At 67.2% G+C, this 15,822-nt stretch carries 13 protein-coding genes; 7 read left to right on the forward strand and 6 right to left on the reverse strand.

Annotation, left to right across the window (positions count from 1 at the left end; all coding sequences use genetic code 11):
• Positions 1 to 111: 111 nt before the first annotated feature.
• Positions 112 to 783, reverse strand: a complete 672-nt coding sequence (locus QC818_RS07130) for a LuxR C-terminal-related transcriptional regulator (RefSeq protein ID WP_309652153.1) — start codon at positions 781 to 783, stop codon at positions 112 to 114.
• A 338-nt stretch (positions 784 to 1,121) separates the two neighbouring features.
• On the opposite strand from QC818_RS07130, the gene rdgB reads away from it, so the two are divergent.
• The 3 genes from rdgB to QC818_RS07145 are packed head-to-tail and all read left to right on the forward strand — an operon-like array spanning position 1,122 to position 3,606.
• The gene (gene rdgB / locus QC818_RS07135; RefSeq protein WP_309652154.1) at positions 1,122 to 1,727 is read left to right on the forward strand and encodes an RdgB/HAM1 family non-canonical purine NTP pyrophosphatase; all 606 of its coding nucleotides are present in this window, start codon (positions 1,122 to 1,124) and stop codon (positions 1,725 to 1,727) included.
• Positions 1,724 to 2,899 carry a radical SAM family heme chaperone HemW gene (gene hemW / locus QC818_RS07140; RefSeq protein ID WP_309652155.1) on the forward strand — a complete coding sequence of 392 codons (1,176 nt, stop codon included), beginning with the start codon at positions 1,724 to 1,726 and terminating at the stop codon, positions 2,897 to 2,899. Before rdgB ends, hemW begins: the two co-directional genes overlap by 4 nt.
• A gap of 35 nt (positions 2,900 to 2,934) precedes the next feature.
• Positions 2,935 to 3,606 (forward strand): OmpA family protein, encoded by a 672-nt coding sequence (locus QC818_RS07145; protein ID WP_309652156.1) that lies wholly within the window; start codon positions 2,935 to 2,937, stop codon positions 3,604 to 3,606.
• 328 nt (positions 3,607 to 3,934) lie between these two features.
• On the opposite strand, the gene mnmE is transcribed toward QC818_RS07145, so the two are convergent.
• The 4 genes from mnmE to rpmH all read right to left on the reverse strand — a co-directional run bounded on the left by mnmE (position 3,935) and on the right by rpmH (position 7,855).
• Positions 3,935 to 5,305 (reverse strand): tRNA uridine-5-carboxymethylaminomethyl(34) synthesis GTPase MnmE, encoded by a 1,371-nt coding sequence (mnmE, locus tag QC818_RS07150; RefSeq protein ID WP_309652157.1) that lies wholly within the window; start codon positions 5,303 to 5,305, stop codon positions 3,935 to 3,937.
• Between the two features lie 122 nt (positions 5,306 to 5,427).
• Positions 5,428 to 7,110 carry a membrane protein insertase YidC gene (gene yidC / locus QC818_RS07155; protein ID WP_309652158.1) on the reverse strand — a complete coding sequence of 561 codons (1,683 nt, stop codon included), beginning with the start codon at positions 7,108 to 7,110 and terminating at the stop codon, positions 5,428 to 5,430.
• A gap of 192 nt (positions 7,111 to 7,302) precedes the next feature.
• The gene (gene rnpA / locus QC818_RS07160) at positions 7,303 to 7,707 is read right to left on the reverse strand and encodes a ribonuclease P protein component (RefSeq protein WP_309652159.1); all 405 of its coding nucleotides are present in this window, start codon (positions 7,705 to 7,707) and stop codon (positions 7,303 to 7,305) included.
• 13 nt (positions 7,708 to 7,720) lie between these two features.
• A complete protein-coding gene (rpmH, locus tag QC818_RS07165; RefSeq protein WP_008959105.1) occupies positions 7,721 to 7,855 on the reverse strand; it encodes a 50S ribosomal protein L34 in 135 nt (44 codons plus the stop codon).
• 557 nt (positions 7,856 to 8,412) lie between these two features.
• Between rpmH and dnaA the strand changes: the two genes are divergently transcribed.
• The 4 genes from dnaA to gyrB all read left to right on the forward strand — a co-directional run bounded on the left by dnaA (position 8,413) and on the right by gyrB (position 14,616).
• Positions 8,413 to 9,876: a chromosomal replication initiator protein DnaA gene (gene dnaA / locus QC818_RS07170; RefSeq protein ID WP_309652160.1), complete on the forward strand. Its 1,464-nt coding sequence runs from the start codon at positions 8,413 to 8,415 to the stop codon at positions 9,874 to 9,876.
• Between the two features lie 73 nt (positions 9,877 to 9,949).
• Positions 9,950 to 11,053 carry a DNA polymerase III subunit beta gene (gene dnaN, locus QC818_RS07175; protein ID WP_309652161.1) on the forward strand — a complete coding sequence of 368 codons (1,104 nt, stop codon included), beginning with the start codon at positions 9,950 to 9,952 and terminating at the stop codon, positions 11,051 to 11,053.
• A gap of 15 nt (positions 11,054 to 11,068) precedes the next feature.
• Positions 11,069 to 12,184, forward strand: coding sequence for a DNA replication/repair protein RecF (gene recF / locus QC818_RS07180; RefSeq protein ID WP_309652162.1), 1,116 nt, complete (start codon positions 11,069 to 11,071; stop codon positions 12,182 to 12,184).
• 11 nt (positions 12,185 to 12,195) lie between these two features.
• Positions 12,196 to 14,616, forward strand: coding sequence for a DNA topoisomerase (ATP-hydrolyzing) subunit B (gene gyrB / locus QC818_RS07185; protein ID WP_309652163.1), 2,421 nt, complete (start codon positions 12,196 to 12,198; stop codon positions 14,614 to 14,616).
• Positions 14,617 to 15,009: 393 nt separating this feature from the next.
• On the opposite strand, the gene gmhB is transcribed toward gyrB, so the two are convergent.
• Complete coding sequence (gene gmhB / locus QC818_RS07190) at positions 15,010 to 15,576, reverse strand: D-glycero-beta-D-manno-heptose 1,7-bisphosphate 7-phosphatase (RefSeq protein WP_309652164.1); 567 nt, start codon at positions 15,574 to 15,576, stop codon at positions 15,010 to 15,012.
• Positions 15,577 to 15,822: the final 246 nt, after the last annotated feature.

Consider the following 15,822-nt stretch of genomic DNA (forward strand, 5'->3'; position numbering starts at 1 on the left):
TTTTTATCCATGAATGCCATGGAAAATACAATGTTCGATGCGGTCCTACAGGAGGAAAACTAGCATCTTGCCGCCGCGCCATTGCATGATTTTCTTCATCTCAGGGAACTATTAATTGTCGGGTTTTCGTTCAGGAAAAGGCGGGGGAACGCCCAGGTTTTGCCGAGCCCAGTTGACCGCCTGCATGCGGTTGTGAACGTCGATCTTCTTGAAGATGTTATAGAGGTGCGACTTGACCGTATGCTCGCTGACGAAGAGCCGATCGGCAATCTCCATGTTCGAGGCGCCGGACCCCAGCAGGCCGATGATCTCCAGTTCGCGCTGCGTCAGCCCGCAGGCCGGACGATAGGCATTCAGCTGGTGTCGCCGGTAGAATGTCAGCATGCGGGCCATGAGGGTGCGTGACATCCATAGCTGGCCCTCGAGGAGGAGCCCCAGGCCCTTGCAGATCAGGGGCAGGTCGTCGTCCCGGTAGAAGACGCCCTGGAGGTGCATGCTGGCCAGGATCTCGACGGCATGGTCCTCGTCCCGCAGGTTGAAGGCGGCCAGGGCGCAGTGGGGCTGTTCGGCGGCCCGCCGCTGCCATGCCTGAAGGGCCGAGTCGCCGAGGTGATCGATATCCAGCAGGAAGAGCGGCCGTTCCGAGTCGGCGGGCTTACAGGCGGCCTCGGGTGACAGTATGGTCACCGGGCATTCCAGCTGTTGATGCAGGTAGTCCGCGAACAGCTGGGACTGGGGGTTCGATTCCGTGACCAGCTGGATCAGGAGGTTGTCCTCTGCCATGACCCTCATCTCCTCGAAGTAGCAAAGTGCCCCGTACCGCTGGCCTCGGCCGCCCTGATACCGAGTCCGGGTTTCAGTGTCGACTACTATGTAACATCGCGTAACTAACGTTTGGTTATATGCACGTTTATGCACAGCATGGTTGCTTTATATGCCCTTATAAACGCATATAAATCAGGAGCCTATTATTGTGAAAGTATTGTGACATCATGCTTCTGCTCGATCGTGCATGACGAATTTCATTCTCGGCATGCCCGCGGTCGCGTGTCGGGCCCTGTCGATTTTCCATTCATCGCGCCCCGGCTCCACACCCCCCTCACACTTCGACGAGAGGTAATATGACGACGACACTGGTGCTGGCCAGCGGCAATGCCGGCAAGCTGCGCGAACTCGGCGCACTGCTGACGCCGCTGGGCATGACGGTTCGCTCCCAGGCCGATTTTGCGGTCGACGAGGTCGAGGAAACCGGCCTGACCTTCGTGGAGAACGCCCTGCTCAAGGCCCGGGAGGCCAGCCGCGTCAGCGGCCTGCCGGCACTGGCCGACGATTCCGGCCTGGCCGTGGATGCCCTGCAGGGACGGCCGGGCATCTACTCGGCCCGCTTCGCCGGCCAGCCCCGCAGCGACGCGCGCAACAATGCCCGGCTGCTGGAGGCGCTGTCGGACGTTCCCGCCGGGCAGCGCACCGCCCGCTACTGGTGCGTGCTGGTCCTGCTGCGCCATGCCGAGGATCCCGTCCCCCTGATCGTGCAGGCCTGCTGGGAAGGCGCCATCCTGACGGCGTCGCGCGGCGAGGGCGGTTTCGGCTATGACCCGCTCTTCTGGGTGCCCGAACGCGGCGTCTCGGCCGCCGAGCTGCCCGCCGAGGACAAGAACCGCCTGAGTCACCGGGGGCGGGCCCTGAACGAGCTGCTCGCCGGGCTCGAGGCCCGGCCGCTGTCATGAGCGCGCCGCGACGGCCGCCCCTGGCCCTCTATGTGCATGTGCCCTGGTGCGTGCGCAAGTGCCCCTACTGCGACTTCAACTCGCACGGCGTGGGCGGCGGGGCCTCGCTGCCGGAAGACAACTATCTGCAGGCGCTGATCGGCGATCTCGATGCCGACCTGCCGCTGGCGGCGGGGCGCGAACTGGTCAGTGTCTTCATCGGCGGCGGCACGCCCAGCCTGATGTCCGCCGACTTTTACGCTCGCCTGCTGGAGGCCCTGGCGGCCCGCCTGCCCCTGGCCCGGGATATCGAGATCACCCTCGAGGCCAATCCGGGGACCCTGGAGCGCGGTCGCTTCGCGGGCTATCGCCGGGCCGGCATCAACCGACTGTCGATCGGCGTGCAGAGCTTCCAGACCCCGCAGCTGGAGGCGCTGGGCCGCATCCACTCCGGCGACGATGCCCTGGCCGCCGTGGCGGAGGCTCGCGAGGCGGGGTTCGACAACCTCAACCTGGACCTGATGCACGGCCTGCCGGGGCAGACGCCCGAGCTGGCCCTCGCCGACCTGGACCGGGCCCTCGCCCTGGGCCCGGAGCACCTGTCCTGGTACCAGCTCACCCTCGAGCCCAACACCGCCTTCCACTCGGACCCGCCGGCCCTGCCCCGGGAAGAGGTGCTCTGGGATATCCAGGACCTGGGCCACGAGCGGCTCGAGGCGGCCGGTCTCGGCCGCTACGAGATCTCGGCCTACGCCCGCCCCGGACGGCGCTCGCGACACAACCTCAACTACTGGCGCTTCGGCGACTACCTGGGCATCGGTGCCGGCGCCCACGGCAAGCTCAGCCAGCCTGCCGAGCAAGGGCTGAGCATCGAGCGACGCTGGAAGACGCGGCAACCCGAGGCCTACCTGCGTCGCCGCCGGGATCCCCGCGGCTTCGTGGCCGGGCGGATGCTGGTGCCGACGGAGGAGCTGCCGCTGGAGTTCGCCATGAACGCGCTGCGCCTCGTGGAGGGGGTGCCGATGGCCAGCTGGCAGGCTCACACCGGGCGGCCACCGGCGGAACTGCTGCAGCGCCTGGTCGAGGCGCGGAAAAAAGGACTTCTGGTGGAAGATGCGGAGCGGCTTCAAGCATCGCCCCGCGGTCTACTATTCTTGAACGAGTTGCTGGCCCTGATCGACGAGACGGGCTAGATGGAATGCACTCGTCAACTGGAGTCGACGAACCCATGACCAAGACCGTTCGCATGATCGCCCCGCTCGCCGCCGCCGCCCTGCTGGTCGGCTGCACCACCACCGATCCCTATTCGGGCCAGACCGAGCGCAGCAAGACCGGGACCGGGGCCGCCATCGGCGCCGTGGTCGGTGCCGCGGCGGGGGCCCTCAGCGGCGATGGCAGCACCAGCCGGCGCGATCGCGCCCTGATCGGCGCGGCCGTGGGCGCGGCCGCCGGCGGTGGCATCGGGGCCTACATGGACAAGCAGGAGCAGCAGCTCCGCCAGAGCATGGAGGGCACCGGCATCGGCGTGGAGCGCCAGGGCAACGACATCATCCTCAACATGCCCAGCAGCGTGACCTTCGGCTTCGATTCCAGCGATCTGACCATGCAGGCGCGTAACGCCCTGAACGATGTCTCCTCGGTGCTGACCCAGTATCCCGAGACCCGCGTCAATATCGCCGGCCATACCGACAGCACGGGAGACGCCGCCTACAACCAGCGACTCTCCGAGCGTCGTGCTCAGGCCGTCGGTGACTACCTGGCCCGCACCGGGGTCGCCTCGAACCGCCTCTACATGAGCGGCTACGGCGAGAACCAGCCGGTGGCGAGCAACCAGACCGAGGCCGGCCGCGCCCAGAACCGCCGCGTCGAGATCACTCTGACGCCCATCGCTCAACGCTGATCGCCTCTTTCCGGCCGGGCCCGCGGGCCCGGCCGCACCCCGGCGCCTCCCCGCAGCGTCGCTATGCCCTTGCGGCGTAACGGCGATCGTTTTACGTAATAAAAAGGAAGTTACGTATGTACCTGCTGTCCGAGCGTTCGCCGGGGGTAGGGGCATGCAGGCCCCGCTACTGCCGCGCACGCAGCCGAGGCGCAAGGCGATAGCGCCCCGCTGCCATGGCGAGGCGCGATAATCGGCGTCGACGGGCCGTGGCGCATCGATCCTCGATGCCTCGGGGGATGGGAAGGCAGGTGCCCGGGAGCGTGCGGCGACCCCGGGCGCGGGAAGGCTACTTGCCGATGCAGAAGCTGCCGAAGATCTCGCCGAGCAGGTCGTCGGCGCTGAACTCCCCGGTGATCTCGCCCAGCGCCTGCTGAGCCTCGCGCAGATCCTCGGCGAGCAGCTCGCCGGCACCGAAGCCGGCCAGCTGGCGCTCGCCGGCCTCCAGGGCCGTCCCGGCGCGATCCAGGGCGTCCAGGTGACGTCGCCGGGCCGAGAAGCGTCCCTCGGTGGTGGCGGAATAGCCCATCACCGCCTTGAGGTGCTCCTTGAGGCTCTCCAGCCCCTCGCCGGTCTTGGCCGACAGCCGCACCACCGGGGTGGCGCCGGCCGGGTCGAGCCCCGGCGATTCCTGGCTGGCATCCACCTTGTTGCGCACCAGGGTCAGTCGGCCGGGGTCGGCCAGGCGCTCGACGAAGGCTGGCCAGATGGCCATCGGGTCCACCGCCTCGGTGGTGGCGGCATCCACCATCAGCAGCACCCGGTCGGCCCGCTCGATCTCCTCCCAGGCCCGGGCCACGCCGATGCGCTCCACCGCGTCCGGCGTATCGCGCAGGCCGGCCGTGTCGATGACGTGCAGGGGCATGCCGTCCAGATGGATGTGCTCGCGCAGCACGTCCCGGGTGGTGCCCTCGATATCGGTGACGATGGCGGTGTCCTGCTCGGTGAGGGCATTGAGCAGGCTGGACTTGCCGGCATTGGGGCGCCCGGCGATGACCACGCTCATGCCCTCGCGCATCAGCGCCCCCTGAGCCGCGGCCGCGCGCACCTCGGCCAGCTCGCCGCGGATCGTGGCCAGCTGGTCGGCCACGTGGCCGTCGGCCAGGAAGTCGATCTCCTCCTCGGGAAAGTCGATGGCCGCCTCGACGTACATGCGCAGCTCGATCAGCCGCTGGACGAGCGCCTCGACCCGCCGCGAGAACTCGCCCTGCAGCGAACGCAGGGCGTTCTCGGCGGCGCCGCGGGAGCTGGCCTCGATCAGGTCGGCGATCGCCTCGGCCTGGGCCAGGTCCAGCTTGTCGTTGAGGAAGGCGCGCTCGGAGAACTCCCCGGGGCGGGCAAGGCGGGCCCCCAGCTGTACGCAGCGCTCCAGCAGCAGATCCATGATCACCGGGCCGCCGTGTCCCTGGAGCTCCAGGACGTCCTCGCCGGTGAAGGAGTGGGGGCCCTCGAAGAACAGGGCGATGCCCTCGTCGATCATCCCGTCGCGGCCGCGGAAGGGGCCATAGTGGGCCTGACGGGGGGGCGGGCACTCCCCCAGCAGCGGCTCGGCGAGCCGCCGGCAGGCGGGTCCCGAGACGCGAATGATGCCCACCCCGCCTCGACCCGGCGGGGTGGCCAGGGCGGCGATGGTGTCCTGGGGGTAGAGGCGCTCGGCCATCGGGTGACTCCTTGGATGAGGCGACGGGGCCATGCCGTGGAATGGCGATATTGTCCGCGGGGCGGGCCTGAAACGCCAGACCCCCGCCGGGGCGGGGGTCTGGAGCGGCGAGGGGCGGGCCCCTACTTGGTCTTCATGCCCTTGCCGATATCCGGGTCGGCCTCGATCTTGCGGGTGATGAAGTACTGCTGGGCGATGGAGGTGATGTTGTTCACCACCCAGTAGATCACCAGGCCGGCCGGGAACCACAGGAAGAAGAAGGTGAAGACGATCGGCAGCATCTTCATGATCTTCGCCTGGGTCGGATCCGGAGGCGTCGGGTTGAGCAGCTGCTGCACGAACATCGAGGCGCCCATCAGGATCGGCAGGACGAAGTAGGGGTCCTTCACCGACAGGTCCTGGATCCAGAACATGAAGGGCGCGTGGCGCAGTTCCACGGACTCCAGGAGCATCCAGTACAGGGCGATGAACACCGGCATCTGGACCAGGATCGGCAGACAGCCGCCCAGAGGATTGATCTTCTCCTTCTGGTAGAACTTCATCATCTCCTGGGACATCTTCTGGCGATCGTCGCCGTACTGCTCCTTCAGGCGCTGCATCTCCGGTCCCAGCTTGCGCATGCGCGCCATGGACTTGTAGGCCTTGGCGGACAGCGGCAGCAGGGCCGCCTTGACCAGCAGGGTCAGGATGACGATCGACCAGCCCCAGTTGCCGATCAGGTCATGGATGTGATCGAGCAGCCAGAACAGCGGGTTGGCGATGAACCACAGCCAGCCGAAGTCGACGGTCAGCTCCAGGTGCGGGGCGACCGCCTCCAGGCGATCCTGCACCTTGGGCCCCATGTAGAGCGTCGCCGCCAGGGTCGCCGCGCCGTCGGCGTCCAGGCGCTCGGTGGCCCCGGCGAAGGCCGCCACGTTGCGGCCCCGGGAGTCGGTGGTGGCGTAGTAGAGGTTCTGCTGGTCCTGGGGCGGGGCCCAGGCCGAGGTGAAGTAGTGCTGGATCATGGCGACCCAGCCGCCCTCGACGTCGCGGTTCTCGAAGTTGCCTTCCTTGATGTCCTCGAAGTCGACCTTCTCGTAGCGGGTCTCCGGCGAGGAGTAGGCGGCGCCGAGGAAGGAACGCATGCCCATCTTGGGACCGCTGGAGGGGTCGCTGCTGTCGTCCCGGACCAGCTGGCCGATGAAGCGCGCGGTCACCGGCGTCTCGCCCCGGTTGTTCAGGTGGTAGCTGACGTCCACGGCATAGCTGTCACGCGCGAAGGCGAAGCGCTTGATGATGTCGACGTCGTTGACGGAGGCATGCAGGTCCACCTCCAGCGAGCCGTCGCCCTCGTTCAGGCGATACTCGGTCTGTTCCGGGGTGAAGGTGATGCGCCCCTGGTGCCCCTCCAGCTGGAGCCCGGAGCGGGCCACATAGCTGCGCCGGCTGTTGTCGGACAGCAGCACGAAGGGCTCGCCGGAGTCGAGGGCGAACTTGTGCCGGGGCAGGGCGGCGTAGACGATATCGCCGCCCTGCGGGTCGATGCGCACGTCCAGGACATCGGTGGCGACGGCCACCAGGTCACGGCTGTTGCCGGCCGGCGCTTCGCCGGGGATGGTGCCGGCCATATCGTCGGCGGCCGGGCGCTCGGCGGGCACCGAGAGATCGTCGGCGCCGCCGTCGCCGGGGGCCGGCTGCGTCTCGCTCGTGATGCCCGGAGCCTGGGGCGCGGTGGCCACCTGGCCGTAATCCTGGTTCCACTGCACGACGATCAGGTAGGCGAGGATCGCCAGGGGAACCAGTAGGAGAAGTCGTTTTACGTCCATGAGGGATCTGCCCGATGGGTGGTGAACAATCCGATGGCGCGATGCCTGACGCGCACCCGACATACGCGAAAGCCTGCCGGGGGCAGGCTAGCGTGCGTGTGTCGAGCGTCGGGGCTGGATGCCGCGACGTCAAGCGGGGAGGCGTCTGGCCGGGTCATGCGCATGCAGGCTCCGGTCGCTGCCGGCAGTGCCTCATCGGCGATCTGCCGCGGGGGTGTCGGAGGCGCGGGCCTTTGCCGCCCTGGTCGCTTCGCGTTCCAGGCGCCGCCACATGCCATGCAGCTGGCGATGGACGGTCGCGTTGTCCAGCTCGTGCACGCCGCGCCTGGCGAGCAGCACGATATCCACAGCGGGTAACCGGTGCTGGCGATGACGGATGGACTCGCGCGCGAGGCGCTTGAGGCGGTTGCGGTCGACGGCTCGCCGCACGTTCTTCTTGCTGAAGATCAGGCCGAGGCGGGGATATCCCAGGGTATTGGGAGAGGCCAGGGCCATCAGCCCCTTGCCGTGGACCTTGTAGGCGGCCGTTTCGAAGACGCGCCGGTAGTCCCCGGCAGTCAGCAGTCGCAGCTGCCGGGGAAAGCCCTGACTGGACACGCGCGGTCCGCGATCAGGCGCTCAGGCGCTTGCGGCCCTTGGCGCGACGACGCGCCAGGACGGCACGACCGTTCTTGGTGGCCATGCGAGCACGGAAGCCGTGAGCGCGCTTGCGCTTGAGGACGCTGGGTTGAAAGGTGCGTTTCATAACTCGTTATTCCCACGTGGTTTTTGGAACAAATCGGCGATTCAGAGGCGCCCGGGTTCCGGTGGGGAATCCGGGTAGATTCGGCTCAGGACCGGAAATTGTAGTGATTGCGGGGCCTCGGCGCAATTTTTCCGGGGACGCAATCGTGCGCCGAGCGCTTGCGGAGGGCTCGGCGCGACCTTCGAGCGCGGGCAGGCGTCCACCGGTGGAAAGCGGTCCAATCGTTATTACGAATTTTATAGGTTTGTAGTGCCTTGTTATTACTATTGGGGACGAATGGTGTGGATAATTCGATATAGTATCCACAGATCAGGATGTTGCGATTTTTATATCGCTGTGGGCAAGTGGCGGACGAGCGTCGGAGGAGCGGTGGACGGACGGTGCATGAATGAGGCGCTTGTCCACATGCCGAGGGGTATCCCCGAAATCCCGGCAGCTTGTCCGCACCCTGGCCGCCCGGTTTTCCACAGCGCATCCGGGGGCAGGGGTTCATGTGGATAACCCGGCGGCAGGACGATACAATGCCCGGTCGTTCTTCAATCGAATGGTGAGGTCGCGTGTCGCTCGCTCTCTGGCAACAGTGTCTGGATACCCTGCAGGACGAACTGAGCTCCCAGCAGTTCAACACCTGGATTCGTCCGCTTCAGGCGGAGGAGGGGGAGTCCAACCAGTTGCGGCTGCTGGCTCCCAACCGCTTCGTGCGCGACTGGGTCAGCGACAAGTACGCCAAGCGCATCAGCGAGCTCATGCGCGAGCTGGCCCCCGCCAAGCCGCCCAAGGTGGTGCTGACGGTGGGCAGCCGCCGGGCCGCGGCCCCCGCCCCCCAGCCCCGCGAGCTGGGGGACCCGGTCTCCGCGGCGCCGCGAGCCCCCGCCGTGCACACGCCGCCGCGGGGCGATGTCGCCGACGAGAGCGAGATCGAGCAGGCCGTCGAGGAGCCCGAGCCGCCGCGCCGTCCCGGCGGCGAGCGCCAGGTCCAGGTGGAGGGCAGCCTCAAGCACAACAGCGGCCTCAATCCCAACTTCACCTTCGAGACCTTCGTCGAGGGCAAGTCCAACCAGCTGGCTCGGGCCGCCTCGCGCCAGGTCTCGGAGAATCCCGGCGGCGCCTATAACCCGCTGTTCCTCTACGGGGGCGTGGGCCTGGGCAAGACCCACCTGATGCACGCCGTGGGCAACGCCCTGGCCGGACGGCGCGAGAATGCCCGGGTGGTCTACCTGCACTCCGAACGCTTCGTCGCCGACATGGTCAAGGCGTTGCAGCTCAACGCCATCAACGACTTCAAGCGCTTCTACCGCAGCGTCGATGCGCTGCTGATCGACGACATCCAGTTCTTCGCCGGCAAGGAGCGCTCCCAGGAGGAGTTCTTCCACACCTTCAACGCCCTGCTCGAGGGCGGCCAGCAGATGATCCTGACCTCGGACCGTTATCCCAAGGAAATCAGCGGGGTGGAGGAGCGGCTAAAGTCCCGGTTCGGCTGGGGGCTGACGGTGGCCATCGAGCCCCCGGAGCTCGAGACCCGGGTGGCGATCCTGATGAAGAAGGCCGACCAGGCCAAGGTCGACCTGCCTCACGATGCCGCCTTCTTCATCGCCCAGAAGATCCGCTCCAACGTCCGCGAGCTGGAGGGCGCGCTGAAGAAGGTCATCGCCGATTCGCACTTCATGGGCAAGTCGATTACCCAGGATTTCATCCGCGAGTCGCTGAAGGACCTGCTGGCCCTCCAGGACAAGCAGGTCGGCGTCGACAACATCCAGCGCACCGTGGCCGAGTACTACAAGATCAAGCTGGCCGACCTGCTTTCCAAGCGTCGCTCGCGTTCGGTGGCGCGGCCGCGTCAGGTCGCCATGGCGCTGGCCAAGGAGCTGACCAACCACAGCCTGCCGGAGATCGGCGACGCCTTCGGCGGCCGCGACCACACCACGGTGCTGCATGCCTGCCGCAAGGTGCAGGCGCTTCAGGAAGAGAGCGCGGACATCCGCGAGGACTACAAGAATCTGCTGCGGCTTCTGACCAGCTGATTCCCCGTTGAACGATCGACCGGTCGGGTCGCCGGCCTCAATACCCTCCAGGACAAGAGAAGTTGGAGACGACATGAAATTTTCCATCTCCCGTGAAGCGCTGCTGCGCCCCCTGGCGCTGGTCGCCGGTGTGGTGGAGCGCCGCCAGACCCTGCCGGTACTGTCGAACGTGCTGATCCAGGTCGAGCAGGACCAGGTCGCGCTGACCGGCACCGACCTCGAGGTCGAGCTGATCGGGCGCACCGTGGCCAGCCAGGTGGACGAGCCGGGCGGCATCACCGTGCCGGCGCGCAAGCTGATGGACATCTGCAAGTCGCTGCCGGACCAGTCGGAGCTCCAGCTCTCCCTGGAAGATGGGCGAGCCGTGCTGCGCAGCGGGCGGTCGCGCTTCACCCTCTCGACCCTGCCGGTGGCCGAGTTCCCGAGCATCGAGGACGGCCAGAGCAGCGTCGAGCTGAGCCTGCCCCGGGGCACCCTCAAGCAGCTGATCGACGCCACCTCCTTCGCCATGGCGCAGCAGGACGTGCGCTACTACCTCAACGGCATGCTGCTGGAGTTCGGCAGCAACCTGGTGCGCTCGGTGGCTACCGACGGCCATCGCCTGGCGATGTGCTCGCGGCCGGCCGAGATCCAGGTCGAGCCGGCCCAGAAGCTGATCGTGCCCCGCAAGGGCGTGCTCGAGCTGGTGCGCCTGCTGGACGACGGCGAGGATCCGGTCAGCCTGACCCTCGGCGCCACCCATATCCGCGCCCATACCGGCGACTTCACCTTCACCTCCAAGCTGGTGGACGGCAAGTTCCCCGACTACGAGCGTGTGGTGCCCCGCGGCGGCGACAAGATCTTCATCGCCGATCGCGCCGAGCTTCGCCAGGTGCTGTCGCGTACCGCCATCCTCTCCAACGAGAAGTACCGCGGCGTGCGGCTCAACCTGGAGGAGGGCAACCTGCGGGTCATGGCCAACAACCCCGAGCAGGAGGAGGCCGAGGAAAACGTCGGCATCGAGTATGCCGGCCCGGCCATGGAGATCGGCTTCAACGTCGGCTACCTGGTCGATGTCCTCAACGTGCTCGACGAGGATCGGGTCCAGATGACCCTGGCCGACCCCAACAGCAGCGCCTTGATGGAAGAGCCGGGTGGCGGCGACGCCCTCTACGTCGTCATGCCCATGCGCCTCTGACGGCCGGCGCCGTCCATGCCCCTCGATCGCCTCGCGTTCCAGGGCCTGCGCAACCTGCAGGCCCTGGAGCTGGAGCCCGGGCCGCGCATCAACCTCTTCACGGGCGCCAACGGCAGCGGCAAGACCAGCCTGCTGGAGGGCATCCATGTGCTCGGCATGGGGCGCTCCTTCCGGACCCGCCAGCTGCGTCACGCCATTCGCCATGACGGCGAGGCGCTGACCCTGCACGGGCGCCTGGCCGGCGAGCCGCCGGTGTCCCTCGGCGTGCGCCGTCGCCGGGAGGCCGACGAGCTCGAGCTGCGCCTGGCCGGCGAGCGGCTGGACCGGGTCTCGCGGCTGGTCGAGGTGCTGCCCCTCCAACTGATCAACCCCGATGCCTTCCGTCTCCTGGAGGGCGCGCCCGCCGGTCGCCGAGAGTTCCTGGACTGGGGCGTGTTTCACGTGAAACGCGACTTCCTGGGCGCCTGGCGCCGCTATCGGCGCGCGCTCAAGCATCGGAATGCCCTGCTCAGGCATGGTAGAATGAGCGATGCTTCACTGGATGCCTGGGAGCAGGAGTTGGTGCAGTGGGGCGAGCAGCTGGACGCGCTGCGCCGGGAGTGGATGGCGGCCTTCCAGCCGGTCTTCGCCGAGACCCTGGCAGGCTTGATCGAGCTTCCCGGCCTCGAGTTGCGCTATGCCCGGGGCTGGGACCGCAAGCGCTCCCTGGGCGAGGTGCTGCGCCAGGGGCGGGATACCGATCGCCAGATGGGCTTCACCCAGCAGGGACCGCAGCGGGCCGATCTGGGGATTCGCCTGGATCGTCGGCCGGCCATCGAGGTGCTGTCGCGGGGGCAGCAGAAGCTGGTGGTGAGCGCCATGAAGCTGGCCCAGGGGCGCCTGCTGGAACAGGCCACCGGCCGATCCTGCGTCTACCTGATCGATGACCTTCCCGCCGAGCTGGACAGCGACCATCGCCGCATCTTCTGCGCCTGGCTGGAAGCGATGCGCTGCCAGGCATTCATTACCAGTGTCGACCCGGAGGCCCTGGCCGGCCCGTGGAGCGCGCAAACGCCGGTGGCGATGTTTCACGTGAAACAGGCCGAATCGGGGCAGGGGCAGCTGCTGCCAACGGACAGACAGACTTCATGACGGAGTAGTCAATGAGCGAACAGGCTTACGACTCATCGAGCATCAAGGTCCTCAAGGGCCTGGATGCGGTACGCAAGCGGCCCGGCATGTACATCGGCGATACCGACGATGGGACAGGCCTGCACCACATGGTGTTCGAGCTGGTGGACAACTCCATCGATGAAGCCCTGGCCGGTTACTGCAGCGAGATCCGGGTGGTCATCCACCCCGACGAGTCGATCACCGTGAGCGACAACGGTCGCGGGATTCCCACCGACGTCCACGAGGAAGAGGGCGTGTCGGCGGCCGAGGTGATCATGACGGTGCTGCACGCCGGCGGCAAGTTCGACGACAACTCCTACAAGGTGTCCGGCGGTCTTCACGGCGTCGGCGTCTCGGTGGTCAACGCCCTGTCCGAGGAGCTCAAGCTGACCATCTGGCGCAACGGCCTGGTGCACGAGCAGGTCTACCATCATGGCGTGCCCGCCGCCCCCCTCGACGTGGTGGGCAAGACCGAGCAGTCCGGCAGCCGGGTGCACTTCCGGCCGTCCTCCGAGACCTTCCACAACATCGAGTTCCATTACGATGTCCTGGCCAAGCGGCTGCGCGAGCTGTCCTTCCTCAACTCCGGCGTCGCCATCCGCCTGATCGACGAGCGTACCGGCAAGGAGGAGCTCTTCCACTACGAGGGCGGCCTCAAGGCCTTCGTCGACCACCTGAACACCAACAAGACGGTGCTCAATCCGGTGTTCCACTTCAACGTCGAACGCGAGGACGGCGTGGGGGTCGAGGTGGCCATGCAGTGGAACGACACCTTCGCCGAGAACATCTTCTGCTACACCAACAACATCCCCCAGCGCGACGGCGGGACTCACCTGGCAGGCTTCCGCGCCTCGCTGACGCGGACCCTCAACCACTACATCGACGCCGAGGGCCTGCTCAAGAAGTCCAAGGTCAACACCTCGGGCGACGATGCCCGGGAGGGCCTGACGGCGATCATCTCGGTCAAGGTGCCGGATCCCAAGTTCTCCTCCCAGACCAAGGACAAGCTGGTCTCCTCGGAGGTCAAGACGGCGGTGGAGCAGGAGCTGGGACGGCTGTTCGCCGACTACCTGGTCGAGAAGCCCAACGAGGCCAAGGCCATCGTCAACAAGATGCTGGACGCGGCCCGGGCGCGGGAGGCGGCGCGCAAGGCCCGCGACATGACGCGCCGCAAGGGCGCCCTGGACATCGCCGGCCTGCCCGGCAAGCTGGCCGACTGCCAGGAGAAGGACCCCAGCCTGTCCGAGCTGTTCCTGGTCGAGGGCGACTCGGCCGGCGGCAGCGCCAAGCAGGGGCGCGAGCGGCGCACCCAGGCGATCCTGCCGCTCAAGGGCAAGATCCTCAACGTGGAGAAGGCACGCTTCGACAAGATGCTGTCCTCGGCGGAGGTGGGGACCCTGATCACCGCCCTGGGCTGCGGCATCGGCCGGGAGGAGTTCAATCCCGACAAGCTGCGCTACCACTCGATCATCATCATGACCGACGCCGACGTCGACGGCTCTCACATCCGCACCCTGCTGCTGACCTTCTTCTTCCGCCAGATGTCGCAGCTGATCGAGCGCGGCCACGTCTTCATCGCCCAGCCGCCGCTGTACAAGATCAAGCGCGGCAAGCAGGAGCTCTACCTCAAGGACGAGCAGGCGTTGACCGACTACCTGACCACCACCGCCCTCGACGGGGCGCGGCTCCACGTCAACGCCGACGCGCCGGGCATCGCCGGCGAGCAGCTGCAGGCGCTGGTCGACCAGTACCGGGACGTGATGCGCCGCATCGACCGCCTGTCCCGCGTCTACCCGGACGTGGTGTTGCGCAAGATCGTGCACGCCGCGCGGCTCGAGGGCGAGGCGAGCCTCGGCGATCGGGTCACCATGCAGAAGTGGATCGATTTCCTGCAGGCCGAGATGGACTCCCTGGTCGCCTACGAGGGCGGGCCGCGCTACACCTTCCGCCTGGAGGAGGACACCGAGCGGGGCTTCTTCCTGCCGGCGGTGACCCTGGTCGCCCACGGCGTGACCAGCGACTACGTGTGGGGCGTCGACTTCTTCACCAGCGCCGACTACCGGGCCATCTCCGGGCTCGGCGAGACCCTGGACAACCTGCTCGAGGCAGGCGCCTTCGTGGCCCGTGGGGAGCGCCAGAAGTCGGTCGACAGCTTCTACGACGCCCTGGAGTGGCTGATGCAGGAGGCTCAGCGCGGGCTCTCCATCCAGCGCTACAAGGGCCTGGGCGAGATGAACCCGGAGCAGCTGTGGGAGACCACCATGGATCCCAACACCCGTCGCCTGATGCGGGTGTCGATCGAGGACGCCGTGGCCGCCGACATGATGTTCAACACCCTGATGGGCGACGAGGTGGAGCCGCGCCGCGACTTCATCGAGCGTAACGCCCTGGCGGCGAACCTGGACATCTAATCCGGGCTGCGCCCGGAGCCATAAGCCCTAAGCTTTAAGCCGTAAGAAAAACCGCCCCATGGCAGATGCCGTGGGGCGGTGTCTTTTGGAGCCAGCTAAAGAGCTTCCTCCTTGATCATCCATCGAGCAGAGGAGCAGCGAAGGTCGGCGCAAGTCCGGTCAGCGGGCTCTCGAGGTCGCTAGAGAGGCCGGGTGGCGGAGTGGGGCAGTCACGAGTCCAGCGATAGGCTAGGCCCGAGGCCAAGGCTTCGGGTTGCGCTTTTTTCGATGCGTTACATGCTGTCCACTCGCACCTCGCACCTCGCACCTCGCACCTCGCACCTCGCACCTCGCACCTCGCACCTCGCACCTCGCACCTCGCACCTCGCACCTCGCACCTCGCACCTCGCAGCCTTATGGCTGCCCCTCGAGCAGCCAGTCGACGAAGGCGGCCAGGTCGACGAAGACTCGCGTATGACCATCCTCCGCCAGCGCCGGATGCTTGGCCAGGGTACGCTCGCCCTTGCCCGTGCGGACCAGCGCCGGCCGGCAGCCCACGGCCTCGCCGGCCTCCAGGTCGCGCAGGCTGTCGCCGACCATCCAGCTCCCCTCGAGGGTCGCCAGCCCCAGCTCGTCACGCAGCCGCGTCAGCAGCCCCGGCAGGGGCTTGCGACAGTCGCAGCCGTCGTCGGGGCCGTGCGGGCAGTGGACGATCCGTGCGAGCTCGCCGCCGGCCTGTCCGACCAGTGAGCGCAGCCGGTCATGCATGGCGGCGAGTGTCGACTCGTCGTAATAGCCCCGGGCGATGCCCGACTGGTTGGTGGCCACCGCCACCGTCCATCCGGCCCTAGACAGCCGAGTGATGGCGTCGATGGCCTGGGGGTAGGGCAGGAACTCGTCGAGCGACTTCACGTAGTCGTCTGAGTCCCGGTTGATGACCCCGTCGCGGTCGAGGATGACGAGCTTGTCGGCATGTGGCATGGCGGGCTCCAGCAGGCGTGGCGAATGGCGGGAGTGTTTCACGTGGAACACATACTGCCAAGGGGCGAGGGGCGAGGGGCGAGGGGCGAGGGGCGAGGGGCGAGGGGCGAGGGGCGAGGGGCGAGGGGCGAGGGGCGAGGGGCGAGGGAAGAGGGAAGAGGGAAGAGGGAAGAGGGAAGAGGGAAGAGGGAAGAGGGAAGAGGGAAGAGGGAAGAGGGAAGAGGGAAGAGGGAAGAGGGAAGAGGG

It is taken from the genome of Halomonas koreensis (genome assembly GCF_031451675.1).
GTDB lineage: Bacteria > Pseudomonadota > Gammaproteobacteria > Pseudomonadales > Halomonadaceae > Halomonas > Halomonas koreensis.

Coding starts and splice junctions, on each gene's coding strand:
- QC818_RS07130 (WP_309652153.1), bottom strand. CDS start 783: ATGGCAGAGGACAACCTCCTGATCCAGCTGGTCACGGAATCGAACCCC.
- rdgB (WP_309652154.1), top strand. CDS start 1,122: ATGACGACGACACTGGTGCTGGCCAGCGGCAATGCCGGCAAGCTGCGC.
- hemW (WP_309652155.1), top strand. CDS start 1,724: ATGAGCGCGCCGCGACGGCCGCCCCTGGCCCTCTATGTGCATGTGCCC.
- QC818_RS07145 (WP_309652156.1), top strand. CDS start 2,935: ATGACCAAGACCGTTCGCATGATCGCCCCGCTCGCCGCCGCCGCCCTG.
- mnmE (WP_309652157.1), bottom strand. CDS start 5,305: ATGGCCGAGCGCCTCTACCCCCAGGACACCATCGCCGCCCTGGCCACC.
- yidC (WP_309652158.1), bottom strand. CDS start 7,110: ATGGACGTAAAACGACTTCTCCTACTGGTTCCCCTGGCGATCCTCGCC.
- rpmH (WP_008959105.1), bottom strand. CDS start 7,855: ATGAAACGCACCTTTCAACCCAGCGTCCTCAAGCGCAAGCGCGCTCAC.
- dnaN (WP_309652161.1), top strand. CDS start 9,950: ATGAAATTTTCCATCTCCCGTGAAGCGCTGCTGCGCCCCCTGGCGCTG.
- recF (WP_309652162.1), top strand. CDS start 11,069: ATGCCCCTCGATCGCCTCGCGTTCCAGGGCCTGCGCAACCTGCAGGCC.
- gyrB (WP_309652163.1), top strand. CDS start 12,196: ATGAGCGAACAGGCTTACGACTCATCGAGCATCAAGGTCCTCAAGGGC.
- gmhB (WP_309652164.1), bottom strand. CDS start 15,576: ATGCCACATGCCGACAAGCTCGTCATCCTCGACCGCGACGGGGTCATC.